Origin of the sequence: Streptomyces sp. NPDC088746 (assembly GCF_044751065.1) — a bacterium.
Taxonomy (GTDB): domain Bacteria; phylum Actinomycetota; class Actinomycetes; order Streptomycetales; family Streptomycetaceae; genus Streptomyces.
The window spans coordinates 43,811-56,524 of the sequence record NZ_JBIVLA010000003.1; the positions used below are offsets into that span (position 1 = coordinate 43,811).

The 12,714-nt window shown below is 67.9% G+C and carries 9 protein-coding genes and 2 pseudogenes; 5 read left to right on the plus strand and 6 right to left on the minus strand.

Translation table 11 applies throughout. The features are described 5' to 3' along the window. Positions 1 to 150 precede the first annotated feature (150 nt). Both ACIP63_RS14630 and ACIP63_RS14635 read left to right on the plus strand, forming a co-directional pair. Complete coding sequence (locus ACIP63_RS14630) at positions 151 to 648, plus strand: hypothetical protein (protein ID WP_401515255.1); 498 nt, start codon at positions 151 to 153, stop codon at positions 646 to 648. 404 nt (positions 649 to 1,052) lie between these two features. Next, positions 1,053 to 1,799, plus strand: a complete 747-nt coding sequence (locus tag ACIP63_RS14635; protein ID WP_401515258.1) for a phosphotransferase family protein — start codon at positions 1,053 to 1,055, stop codon at positions 1,797 to 1,799. Positions 1,800 to 1,880: 81 nt separating this feature from the next. Here ACIP63_RS14635 and ACIP63_RS14640 read toward each other — a convergent pair. From ACIP63_RS14640 to ACIP63_RS14660, 5 genes and pseudogenes are all read right to left on the minus strand, one after another. Further along, a pseudogene (locus tag ACIP63_RS14640) lies at positions 1,881 to 2,699 on the minus strand (IS5 family transposase). Positions 2,700 to 3,471: 772 nt separating this feature from the next. Continuing rightward, entirely contained in the window at positions 3,472 to 3,843 is a 372-nt protein-coding gene (locus tag ACIP63_RS14645) for a hypothetical protein (RefSeq protein ID WP_401515260.1), read from the minus strand. 15 nt (positions 3,844 to 3,858) lie between these two features. Continuing rightward, on the minus strand, positions 3,859 to 5,169 hold the full coding sequence (locus tag ACIP63_RS14650; protein ID WP_401515263.1) for a glutamine synthetase: 1,311 nt from the start codon (positions 5,167 to 5,169) through the stop codon (positions 3,859 to 3,861). 384 nt (positions 5,170 to 5,553) lie between these two features. After that, positions 5,554 to 6,375 (minus strand): lipase family protein, encoded by an 822-nt coding sequence (locus ACIP63_RS14655; RefSeq protein WP_401515266.1) that lies wholly within the window; start codon positions 6,373 to 6,375, stop codon positions 5,554 to 5,556. Between the two features lie 355 nt (positions 6,376 to 6,730). Further along, positions 6,731 to 7,300, minus strand: a complete 570-nt coding sequence (locus ACIP63_RS14660; protein ID WP_401515269.1) for a 2'-5' RNA ligase family protein — start codon at positions 7,298 to 7,300, stop codon at positions 6,731 to 6,733. A gap of 1,041 nt (positions 7,301 to 8,341) precedes the next feature. Between ACIP63_RS14660 and ACIP63_RS14665 the strand changes: the two genes are divergently transcribed. Both ACIP63_RS14665 and ACIP63_RS14670 read left to right on the plus strand, forming a co-directional pair. Continuing rightward, the gene (locus ACIP63_RS14665) at positions 8,342 to 9,823 is read left to right on the plus strand and encodes a LamG domain-containing protein (RefSeq protein ID WP_401515272.1); all 1,482 of its coding nucleotides are present in this window, start codon (positions 8,342 to 8,344) and stop codon (positions 9,821 to 9,823) included. Between the two features lie 588 nt (positions 9,824 to 10,411). After that, a pseudogene (locus ACIP63_RS14670) lies at positions 10,412 to 10,764 on the plus strand (CNNM domain-containing protein); the annotation flags it as partial. 11 nt (positions 10,765 to 10,775) lie between these two features. Here the strand turns inward: ACIP63_RS14670 and ACIP63_RS14675 are convergent. After that, entirely contained in the window at positions 10,776 to 11,840 is a 1,065-nt protein-coding gene (locus tag ACIP63_RS14675) for a fatty acid desaturase family protein (protein WP_401515274.1), read from the minus strand. 504 nt (positions 11,841 to 12,344) lie between these two features. On the opposite strand from ACIP63_RS14675, the gene ACIP63_RS14680 reads away from it, so the two are divergent. Continuing rightward, positions 12,345 to 12,524 carry a hypothetical protein gene (locus ACIP63_RS14680; RefSeq protein ID WP_401515276.1) on the plus strand — a complete coding sequence of 60 codons (180 nt, stop codon included), beginning with the start codon at positions 12,345 to 12,347 and terminating at the stop codon, positions 12,522 to 12,524. Positions 12,525 to 12,714: the final 190 nt, after the last annotated feature.

Genomic DNA, 12,714 nt, shown 5'->3' on the forward strand with positions numbered 1-12,714 from the left:
CGGGTTTGGGAGGCACCAAGATCCACGGCGGGTGATGTTCACGAGTTTCGACTCTGGTCCAACTTCTGTGGAGCGGTCACGCTATGTAATTTGTCGGGACTGGATGGCCCTTCGTGACTCGCTGACAGACCTGTTTGGGATCATGCCCGCATGGACTTCGACCTCGCCCCACCAACCGGCATCGGCCCGTTGCGGATCGGGATGACTCGGCAATCGGCCATCGCGGCGCTGGACTCGCTCCGCGATCCCTCCGCGGTCTCGGCGTCCGACCGTCCGGGGCAGCACGTCTTCCGTCCCAGTGGACTGATGATCAGCATCCACTGCACGCGAGACATGCTCGAAGCCATCGAGATCGGGAGGCCTTCGACTCAGACGGACCGAGTCGTCTTCCGGGGCCTGGACGTGTTCGCGCTCCCGGCCCGCGAGCTGGTGCAACGCATGGGCGAGTACACCTCGATCGAGGCAGACCCTGACGATCCAGCGTCCTTCGTCGCCTCTGACCTGCTCCTGAGCTTCTGGCGCCCGTTCGCGGCGGACGACGAGCCAGAAGAAGAGCAGGGTTACTACTTCAGCTCGGTCCTGCTGGCTCGGCCTGGCTACTACGACACCCCTGCTCAGGCTGCGGAGCGGCTCCAGCAGAGCTCGTGACTCTTCCGTCAGGATGCCAGCAGGGCTCGTTTCCGCGAGAGGCCGAAGCCGGCCAGGACGTACATCCGGCGTTTGATCATTTTGCCCCGGTTGACGTGGCTTTGCCGACGCCGGAGCTCCAGAGCGGTATGAGGCCGGCGGTGACGGCGGCATGATCTCGTTCGAGGCCGTTGACGAAGGCGTGGAGGCTTGGCAGGTCGTCGGCGCGGGACGGACTTGAGCTTCAAGCGCTCGCCCTCCGGCACGGTGTCGGGGTTAGGACTCCTAACAAAAGTAGTGGGCTTGACCTGGTCAAGGGTCAGTGTCGAGCAGGAGGCTGTCGGGTAGCGGGACGCGGTCAGCTGCGTAATCGCATTCGATAAATCTGGCGACGTCGGCGATCACCTCCGGGATACTGGTCGCCCATGGATGAGGTCAAAGTCGTCGCCGCCCATTCCGAGCGCGCAACCCTGCGCGTCGGCGACGTGTTCCTGAAGGTGGACGCCGATCAGGCGCGTATCGACGTCGAGGTCGAGGCGATGTCCCTCGCGCCGGTCCCGACCCCGGAGGTCCTGTGGCGCAAGCCGCCCGTGCTCGCGATCGCTGCGCTCCCCGGGGCGACGCTTGGGCGCCTCGGCGGGCCGTCGACCGGGGCGTCAACGGCGTGGGCCGCGGCGGGCTCCGCCATCCGGAAGCTTCACGACGCGCCCCTGCCGCCCCGCCCCGGCCGGGCCGGGCGGAGCATCGTCGCGCTGGCGGCGGAACTCGACGACGAGTGCGAGTTGCTCGTGACGAACGGCCTCCTGCCCGCTGACCTGGTCATCCGTAACCGCCGGGTCGCCGAGGCCGCGCTCCGGCCGTGGACTCCGGCGTTCACGCACGGCGACCTGCAGATCGCGCACGTCTTCGTCGACGGCGACGAGGTGACGGGCATTATCGACTGGTCCGAGGCGGGCCTGGGTGATGCTCTGTACGACCTCGCCACCTTCACGCTCGGACACCAAGAGCACCTCGACGACGTGCTCGCCGGCTATGGCACCGACATCGACCTCGACGTGATCCACGCGTGGTGGTCGTTGCGAAGCCTGCTGGCAGTTCGCTGGCTGATCGAGCATGGTTTTGACCCGTTCGCGCCGGGGTGTGAGGTCGACGTGCTGAGATCCCGGGTGTGAGGCTGCGCGGGTGCGACTGCTACGTATGCGTTCTGACGCATCGAGCAGGCCGGCCCCTCCGGCGATCGCCCGCCCTTACTTTCAACAAAGTGTGGTGCGCAGTCGTCGCCAGCAGATGACGGCGCAGCCAAGGGTGACGAACGCGTGGTGGATGTCGTCGCGGATCTCCCAGCGGATACGCAGGCGGCGGAACCAGTGCAGCAGCGCGATCGCTACCTCCGCGACCCAGCGGTACACGCCCAGGCCAGAGCCGTGCCCGGTGCCGCGCCGGGCAATGTGCGGGGTGATCTGGAACCGTCGGACCTTGTTCCGGTAGACCTCATGGTCATAGCCGCGGTCGGCGTACAGGTGCTTGGGGCGGCGCAGTGGCTGGCCGCGCTTGCCGCGGATCGGCGGGACGGCCTGGATCAGCGGGATCAGTTGGGTGACGTCGTTTCGGTTGCCGCCGGTAGTGCTCGCGGCGATCGGGATGCCGTGCGCCTCGACGATCAGATGGTGCTTGCTGCCGGCCTTGTCCCGGTCCACCGGGGACGGACCGGTGGCCGACCCGCCCTTCATCGCGCGGCTGGAGTCGACCGCGGCGCGGGAGAAGTCCAGCAGGTCTGCGGCCCGCAGCTCGGAAAGCAGCAGCTCGTGCAGGCGCTGCCAGACCCCGGCCTCGTTCCAGTCCCGCAGCCGTCGCCAACAGGTCATCCCCGAGCCGAAGCCCAGCTCCTGGGGCAGAAACTCCTAGCGGATCCCGGTGTACAGCACGAACAGGATCCCGCACAGCACCCTGTGACTAGCCAGACGCTTACGACCGGGACGCCGCGGATTACGCGGGACAACCGGCAGCAGCGGCTCGATGCGCGCCCACAACTCGTCGTCGATCTCCCACGGTCTGGCAGCGGTCTTCCTCATCTCGACTGGCTCGCCCCCCTTCGGCCAGCGTCAACGAGGACTGACACACCATCATTCCTGGAAGTTCAGAAGCCTCCTTTTGTTAGGAGTCGTTAGTCAGGATCCAGCCGGTGACCGTGCGTGGGATGGCGCACGGGCTGCCGTCGTGCTCGGGGTTGTGCGGCACGGACGGAGGTAGGCGCGGACGGCTCCGTAACCGCCAGCGTAGCCGTGCGCCTCTCTTCCCAGAGCGTCCATGTCCGGCCAGTGGCCGGCCATCTTTCGGCCTGGGACGGCCGGCCGTCAGGAGCTGCTTCATGTGCAGGGGGTAAGACGTCGGAGGAGGGTTTGGCCAGGTCGTCCGCCGCGGTAACGCTGTGGGAGAGGAACAGGCAGGGCTCGATGACTTCGCACTCTGACAGCAGCGGAGTGCCGTCGGGCGAGGGCAGAAGGTCAGGGCGTCATTGACGCGGCGGCGAGCAGGCCGTCCTGGGCCTTGGCGCCGGGTCTGAGCAAGGCGCTGCGCCGCATGGCGTGGCTGTAGGTCCCGTCGATGTAGATCAGCGACGTTTCGCCGTGGGTGTCGACGGCGTGCTGGTAGGGCTGGGTCAGTACGGTCCGGCCCTGCGCGAGGAGTGCCTCGGCATGGCGGCGCGCCCGTGTCTGCTCTGCCGTTCTGCGTCCGTAACGTGCCGTGTCCGTAACGTGCCGTGTCTTTGGCCGAGCAGGAGACGGACGGTTTGACGACGTAGTCGCCCTCCGTGGGGGGATCCCACTCATGCCCAGGTGCTGTTCAGGTGCTGGGCACGATCGGCACACCCTCGGCGGCGAGGTCGGCCAGGTAGCGTTTGTCGCTGTTCCACTCCACCACCGGGAGGGGATTGCACAGCACCGTTTCGGCCGCCACCCGACGGGCCCAGGCGAGGAACTCGTCACTGCGCTTGGGGTAGTCCCAGGGAGATTCGAGCACAACGGCGTCGAACTGGCTCCAGTCCACGGGTTCGTCCCAGGGCAGCGTCACCGTCTCGGCGCCCACTCTGGACAGAACCGCGGTCAGGGGAGCCAGGTCGTCATCGGGTTCTTCCGGGACACGGCACTGCGCCAGGGCGATCCGCACTCCGTGCATCGCTGTTCTCATCTCGTTGACCACGGGATTGATCTGCACCACAACGCTCTTGCGTCAGTAGCGCGATCGGGTGACTTCGACGGTCTCCGCGCGGGTGCGGCCTTCGAAGAGCCTAGCCTCCGCACCCCGTACGGCGAGTACCGCGCCGAACAAGTGGTCCCCCATCGCCTTGCGCAGCACCGCCGAGTCCTCAAGGTGCCCGGCGGCTTCCGCCAGGGTGGCCGGCAGGCGCTCGATGTCGCGCCGCTCCAGGTCAGCGGAGTCCGCGTGGGCGGGGTCATTGGGGAATTCCTCCGGGAGGTGCAAGGCCTCCTCGCACCCCGCCAGGCCGGCGGCGATGACCGAGCCCACCACCAGGTAGGGGTTGGCTGCTTGGTCGAAGCACTTGAGTTCGGCGTTCGCGCAGTGCGATGCCGTGCCGGCCGGACCAGTGACGAAGCGCAGCGCTGCCTCCCGGTTCTCCCAGCCCCAGCAGCGGTAGACGCCGGCCCAGGAGGAGGGTGCAAGCCGCAGGTAGCTGGCCGGGGTAGGACAGCCGATGGCGGTCAGCGCGGGCAGTGACCGCAGCACGCCGGCGAGGAACGCCTCTCCCTCCGAGGTCATTCCGCGCGGTCCCGTACCGCCGTGCATGAGGTTCTCCTCGCCGCGCCACAGGCTCAGATGCACGTGACCGCCGTTGCCGATGCCGGAAGGCGTCGTCAGGGGGGCGAACGAAGCTTGCAGACCATGGGCGTGGGAGACGGTGCGTACCGTGTGTCGGGCCAGGACGGCGGTGTCGGCTGCGTTCAGCGGGTCCTCGGGCGCCGTCGAAACCTCGAACTGCCCCGGTTCGTACTCCGGGTGGATCTGGAGGACCTCGACGTTCTGCGCGGTGAGCGCATCGACCACGTCGAGGAGGTACGCCCCGGCGTCCGCCAGCCGGGACAGCTCGTACGCCGGACCGTCGCCGAGGCCGCCGGGGCCGATGCTCCACTCCGTCTCGAAGCCCATCCGCAGGCTCAGTCCCAGGTCGGCCGCCGTCTGCACCATGCGGTTGACGAAGGACCGGTGGCACCCCGGATGCGGGTCGCCTCCCTGGCTGTACCGGTCAGCCGGCGCCCAGGCCCAACCGGGCTGTGCGGCCAGATGCGTGAGCCGGTGAAGGTCCGGCACCAGGAGCAAGTCGCCGACCGGGCCGCCGTGCCCGTCCGCACTGGCTGCCGAGTCGTCCACGAGGAACGTGTCGAACACCGGGGACATCCCCACTCCGTGGTCGGCGAGCCGGGGCAGGCGATCGAGCGGCACGCCCTTCACCCGGCTGATACCCGCGTTGTCGACCCAGCTCAGCGCGATGACGCGCACTCCCGCCTCAGACAGGCCGGCCATCGCCCGCTCTACCAACGCCGCTCTGTCAGCCTTTCCACAGTCATATGCCCATGATTATCAGGGCAGGCCATGCAGCCTTTCGCCACTCCACAACGGGTGCGGCGACCCCCCCTGAGGAGACGCTTTTGGGTGCCGCACCGCACCCTGATGAGACTGCGCAGCTCAGCTGGGCACTTATGCAGCCAATCCGGATCCTGGCGACCGCTGTGGCCCTGGGCGGATCCCCCGAAGGGCCACAAAATAAGCACAGGCGAGCGGCGCCAAACGCGCTGCTGCTCCCAGGTCGGGGGCTTCTCGACCCTTGGCGAAGCAACCGCCCCGGAGCGGAAACACGCATTTCTCCGCCAGCCGTTGGCCCCTGGTCGGAGCCGTTCCCCGGCACGGTCAGGTGAGGTTCTTCTCCAGGGCACCGACGTACGCGTCGATGAAGTGGTCGCGTACCCCGTCGCTGGCTGGGGCCAGGACGTCGGCAGTCAAGCCCCTGGCGCGATCGGTGAGTGAGCCGAGCAGAGGCATCGTCTCGTGCAGCCTTCCGCGTGAATCGATGTAGCGCAGCGCGTTGACGTGGGTGTAGGCAGGCTCCGGCGGCATCTGCGGCACGACGTCATTGTTGTTGACGAAGCGGTACATGCGGTTGCTGTAGCCCTTGTTGTAGGCGGCGGCCAGGAGGCGGTCGCATGTGCGGGGCTGACCGTAGGTGTACACGCCGTCGGCGGCCAGGCGCGGCTCGTCGAGGTACATACGGGCGCCGGCGAGCATGGCCAGGGCGCCGCCGAGGCTGTGGCCGGTGAACCAGACGCTCTGGCCGTTGGTGCGGTACTCCGCGAGAGTGTCCTTGACATCGGGGTAGATCGATTCGAGTGCTTCGGCGAAGCCGTGGTGGACGTATCCAGTCCCGCCAGGCCCGGGGCGGGGCGGTGTAGTGGCGTCCGAGAGCCAGTCCTTGATCTGGACCGGTTCGGTGCCGCGGAACGCGATGATGATCATGTGCTCGCTGGCCGCGGTGTAGGCCTGGGTGTCCTGCAGCGGGAAGGGCGGGCTGAATTGCGTCTGGTGGTGGCGTACCCGGTCGAAACCCCAGGCACGCACCTGCTTCTCGATCACGGCGGTGTCCTGGTAGGCGAGGCCAGAGGCCTTGGCCATCCAGTAGGCATGGGCCGGGCTGTAGTCGGTGGCCCGGTGATCGACAGTGGACGGCATGGTCATGCGATGGTCTCCTCGCAACTGCGGTGTGACGCGCCCGGATGTCTCGCACCAGGCGCCTTCACTCCTTGTTACATGCATACTTCCTGGCAGCCGAATACCCTCGCGCGAGTGTCACCCGGACGGCATGACAGCCCTAACCGACTACTGCGTCATCGTTGACGCTCAGGTCGCAGCGGCGGGGGCTTTCAAGCCGAAGGCCAACTGCCGCTTCCTCAAGGGGAGCCGGCTGGTGCCCACGTGATCGGGCCGCAGCCTTTCGGTGGCGCCCCGTCGGTCATCCCACAGACACGGGGACGCCGGCTGTGAGGCTTGGGTGGGCTCTCAGAACAAACGAGGGCGGTACGTGTCGCCCCTGTCAGGGGGTCGGGAGGTCTTTGCGGATGAGCATCGTGAACTCGGCCGTTGACACTTCTCGCTGAACGTCCACGCTCGGCGCCGGTCCGCTCACCACCGGGAGGTTGAGGGTCTGCACGTCGGCGACCGGAAAGTCCTCCCGGGCAAGACCCAGCGTGACGTGAGGCCAGAATCCGTCTTCGACGATCTCCAGCCCCTGGGTGATGTCTTCATGGACGCGCGCCAACTCGGGGCTCTGCTCGACACCCAGGCGGACCTGCTCCCCCTTCTGCACCAAGTTCTTGTCATAGTGATAGGCGGGGTCGTTCTGCAGGTTCCAGCTCCCGTGTCGTACTTCTCCGGACAGTCGGATGGCCGGCGCAGTCCACGCTCCCCCCTCGACGAGCTCGCGGGCCTCGGCGAGCCTGGGCTCGTCAGCGCCGTGGAGGAAGCCCAGCGTGATGTGAATGTGCTCCGCCTGCTGCGGATCGACCCGGTCCTCGCATTGCCCTTGCAGATCGACCAGAGCGTCGACCAGCGCGGAAGGCACCCTCAAGCAGATGAAGGCGTTCGTCGTTTGACCGCTCGTCATGGAGATCCTCCTGATAGCACCTGGTTAGCCCGTCATGTGGCCCCCCGTACCTCATGGATAGCCCTCCAGCCCGCCCCGGCCGGTGAGAGGCGGCCGCGGCGTCACCCGGACAGGCGAGGAGCTTCACCACAGAAACGATCACGCATACGGCCAAAAAGCGCCCCCCAGATACCGAAGGATGCTTTCTGTGCATCTTTCGGGGTGAGGGCACCATCTCGCAGAGTCGGGCTCCCCTGAAGCGTCCACCCCAGTAGGCCTCAGGACCTCGGTGTTCCGCAGGTCAGCACGGGGTACTGGCCTCCGGCACGTGCGGGCAGGCCGTGGTCCACAACGGGACACGCCGCAGGTCGCGAGTCATCCACCACCCCTCCCCTACGGGCGGCCGACCAGGTCACCAGTCGTGGGCAAAGCGCCGGGCTCGCCTACGAGGACCAGGACGTCGTGGAGTTCCTGCGCCGGGCCAGCCTCCCGGACGCGGAACAGCTGCTGGACCAGCCCGAGTGGGTGAAGAGACGGGAAGGACACGGCCGCACGCGGCCATGTCCGGCAGTCCCCCGCCTTCCGGCAGGTCGCCCGCCGGAAGTAAGCGGGATCAGACCGGCCCCACCTCTCGCCGTGCTCGCGGCACAGCAAGGCGCCGGACAGTTTCTGGGGGCTGGCACGCCACGATGCTCTCCCGTGACTGTGCTGGGGCAGGGATGGGTGTAGTACCAGACATCAAGCGCTCCTTTCGGTCAGGCGGCCCACTCGCCGGACAGACGAGACCGAGCCGACGCGAGTGGGAAGCGCACCGGCGGACACGGGCCACCCGTGATCGGACGAGATGATCCGATTGAGGCCCCCATCCTTGCAACATGCAATTAGGCTGGGCCACTTGGAGAGGCCGGCCGGGGGGCCGACGGGTGGCTCACACCAGGTGCCGGTCCGGTACGGTCACGACGCCCGCGGCGCGCCGACCGTTCCAGTGCGGTCGCGGCGCCGGGGCGGTGGGTGTGCGCAGCAAGGGGGCTCCCCGCCCGCGCCGTGTACCCGGGAGGGGCCTTGTACGTCAGAGCAGCAGTCCGAACCGCCCTGGTCGCCGTGCTCGCGGCGGCGACGCTCGCGGCGACACCCACGCCGCCGGCCGCCTTCGACCACCCGCTGCCCCGGCCGGCCACCGACGCCCCGGCCGCGTCGGTCGTTGCCGGGGCTCAGGAGGAAACTCCGGCTGAGGCCCCGCCAGTGGCCGCCTGGCGGCTCGACGACCGGAATGGTTCCGCGCGGGCGGCGCAGTGGGCGGGGCCTTACGTCGGGCTTCCCGGCCCAGGCGTCCGCCTCGGGGAGCAGGGCCCTGACGGCAAGATGCCGGGTGCCGCTTACTTCGACGGGGGCGACTACAGCTACTTGATCACCGAGGGAACCGCCGTGGACACCACGCGCGCCTTCACCGTGGGGGTGTGGGTGCGTCCCGAGGACACCGGTCAGGACATGGTCGCCGTCAGCCAGTCCGGTATCTGGAGCACACCCAACTTCACCCTCGGCGCGACCACCGAGGCGGGTGGGAAGCCCACGTGGGGCTTCGCGCTGCCCACGGCGGGCGGAGGGGTCGTCGTCACCGGCGGGACGCCGGAGGCGGGCGAGTGGACCCATCTGGCCGGGACCTACGACCCGGCCACCGGCTCCGCCCGGCTCTACGTGGACGGCACGGCAGTGGCCGCCCGGGACGCCGTGGTGCCCGCGGACACCGCTCTGTGGAACTTCGTCATGGGCGAGGCCCTGGACTCCGACGGCTACACCTTCGCCCGGAGGTGGCGGGGAGACCTCGCGGATGTCAGGGTCTGGAACGCCGACGTCCCCGCCACCCAACTCGCCGAGCTGGGCCGCCGCAAGCCTCGGCCCTTCGCTTACTGGCCGATGGAGTCCGTCCAGACTCTGGAGGGCGGCTTGGCACGCGTCCCCGACGCGAACCACAACATCGGCTTCGTCCTCGCCGGTGACGCCCGCCTCAGCAGCGAGGACCCGCTGGCGGGGAGCGCCTGCGTCACATTCGACGGCGATGGCGACTACCTCTTCAGCGACATCCCGCCGCTCTACACCGGCCGGAGCTGGGCCGTATCCACAAAGGTCCGGTTGCACGGCGCTCTCGACCGGGACATGGCTGTCCTGTCGCAGACCGGTTGGCAGGCGGACGCCTTCACCCTCCGGTACCACGCGACGGACCAGACCTGGCGCGCGGTCCTCGCCCACGCCGACTCTGCGGACGCGGACACCACACAGCTCAGCGCACCGGCATCGGGCGGGGCGCAGAACCTGCTGCTCCAGTACGACGAGAAGGCCGGTCAGGTGCAGCTGTACGTCGACGGGGTTCTCGCCGACAGCGCGCCCTACGCGGAGGCCGACGCCTGGCAAGCCGATCGCTTCCTCCAGGCGGGACGGGACTCCGCCGCCGACGGCGTGGGTGCCCACTTCCTCGCCGGTGACATCGACGAGGTGCGCACATGGGAGGGGGCCCTCTCCGAGCAGGAGATCAAGGCGGTGCCGTAGACGGTTTCGTATGGATCAGCAGGCGTGGTGCGGGCCTGCCATGAACCCGTTGCGGCGGGATCCGAAGAACCGACACCCAGCGTGGAGCGCTGCTCGGCTCGGACCCCCGCGACGGGCCGACGGGGGAAGAACCGGCGCAGCGCCGCCCCGCTTCCCCGAGACCACGCCCACCACCAGCTACCGGCACCCATCCCAATCAGCAGGAGAAGCCAGGTGGAAGAGGGGAAAGTCCGAGCGGGCGGCTGCGATCGCGGCCGCCCTGCGTATCGGACTACGACGACGCCGCTGTGGATCTTTTCGACGGACCGCTCGACGATCGGGTCGTGGTGAACCTGCGGGATGGTTTTCCCCACCAGCCTTGGACGGCGGGGGGTGTCGTAGCGGCCCAGCAGCAGGTCCTGGGGGCGGCGCGGCGAACCCGTGACGCCGTCGATGAACTCTTCGGTGGAGTCCCCTGCGGCGGACCTTGGTCCAGCCGCGCAGGTACCGGCCCGTCAGACTCTTGACCTTCCCGTAAGGCCTGCTCGAACTTACCTGCAGCCTCGTATGCCTCCGTCGCCCGAGAAGCTCATTCTGAAACGATCAGCTACCCACCCCATCGACTTCGTGATCGCCGCTCACGGCGGCAACGTACCTGCACATGCTGATCGGCGAGATGATCCCCAAGAACATCGCGTTCGCTCGCAGCACCGGCTCCGACAGCCCTGCTGCTCGGCCCCCGCTGGTGGCCCTCACGCCGCGCTAAGACCGGCCCTCTTCGGCATCAACGCGTTCGCCTATGCCATCCTTCGTTTGCTGAAAGTGAGCCCAACGGCGAAGTCACCTCTGTCTTCACCGAAGACGAACTCGTCCGGCTCGTCAAGGAGGACTCCAGTGAGGCTAAACTCCTGGCTCCCGCAAACGGCGAGCGCGTCCAAGATGCGCTGGAACTGCAAGTCCGTTGACACCGACTTCAGATGGTCTGTGCCCGGTGCCGCAGCGGGCTGCTTGCCTGGTGCAGGCTCCTGAGCGCCTGTCCGTAGGAGGCGATGAGCGAGGTCTGAAGGTAGGCCACGCCCAGTTCGTCGCAGTACCGCTGCACGAGAAGCTGTGCCTTGCGGAGATTCGGCGAGGGCATGCTCGGAAACAGGTGGTGCTCGATCTGGTAGTTCAGCCCACCGAGCACCACGTCCTTGAACCAGTTTCCGCGCACGTTGCGGGAAGTGAGGACCTGACGGCGCAGAAAGTCGGGCCGGTCGCCGGCGGTGAGCGTCGGCATTCCCTTGTGGTTCGGGGCGAAGATGGCTCCCAGGTAGACCCCGAACAGGCACTGGTGCACGACGAGGAACAGCACGGCCTTCCACGGGGAGAGCACGAGGAACAGCGCGCCGAGGTACAGGACGAAGTGGGCGACGAGAAGAGTTCCTTCGATCCGGCGCTGCTTGAGGGTTCGGTCTGCCAGCGCCCTCATCCCCGCGACGTGGAGGTTGAAGCCTTCCAGCGTCAGCAGCGGGAAGAACAGATACGCCTGCACCCTGCCGAGCAGGCGCGGCAGACCGGTGGCCTTGCGAGCCTGAGCCTGGCTCCATACCAGGATGTCGGGTGCCACATCAGGGTCGAGCTCTTCGTGGTTGGGGTTCGCGTGATGGCGGGAGTGCTTGTCCTGCCACCAGCCGTATCCCATACCGATCCCCATGTTGGCGGCGAGCCGCCCGATCAGCGCGCTAGAACTGCTGCGCCGGAATACCTGACGGTGACCGACGTCGTGCGCGACGAGCGCGACCTGTCCGAAAACCGCAGCGAGAAACACGGCGGTGAGCAGCGTCCACCAACTGTCGCCGACCGTCACGAAGGCCAGCCAGCCCACCGCGTAGGCCGCAGTCACCAGCGCCATGCGCACGCCGTAGTAGAAGGGGCGACGCCGCATCAGTCCGGCGTCCTTGATCTGCTTGGCGAGCCGCGAGAAGTCACTGCCTGCGCGGCGTTCCCGGGTCGGTGCGACGGGGTCGCCGGCGCGTTGCGTCGTGTCTGTGGTCATCGTCGGTCCTGTCGTTCGCGAACAGAGCGGGGACAGGTTGTCGTCAAGAGACGACGAGTGGTCGGCATGATGCCTCATTTCCCGGCGCCGGCCAGTACGCGGGCGACGTCACAAGGGCACGTCGCGTACGGAAGCGGGTCGGGGTGGTAGGGGGTGAATCTATGTCGCCGCGGTGGCCACGTGTCCAGCAGATCGGTTCCACGCGGTGCTGGCGCAGCACTTGGAATCTCCGCGGTCCAAAAATTCGGCTCGGACACCAGTACTTCCCCCCAAGGCCCCGTCAGGGCAACCGGGGGGCGGGCATCCTTGCTTCAGGGTACACAAGGGGGTGTAAGGAGCAGGTGTGGCCGGAATGCGGGCGAGCCGGGCCGCTCATTGTCAGGCGGATCGCCGACATGACGGACCCGCAGGCTGCGCCCGACGACCGGTGGGCCGTCTCGAACGAGAGCTATGTGGTCGGCGCCCCGGGGCCGGCAGGACCGCCGCCGGGTACTGGCCGCCCCAGTGGCAGAGTGCGTCGCCCGCGCCACCGCGGTACGGGACGTCCTCGGCCTGGCCTGGCAGTCGCTGCTGGAAGGCCACACCGAGGACGAACTCGAGGTCATCGCCCGCTACATGCCACAAGCTCACAACCTCAACCACACCCAGATGCGCTCCCTGCCATCCCCCACCGAGCCGGACTGAGCATCCACATGACGGGCCTCCGGGGCGTCGGCGCGCCTCGTGGGCTGCAGCCCACGGTACAGAATGACTGCCGCGACGGATCTTGAGGTCGACCGGACGAACAGGTCGCGCAGAAAGTGCATGGTGCGGAGGTGCAGTGCGGAGTGTGGGGGCCCGTCAATTCGCAGACGGGTGAGGCTGCGTTCGGATA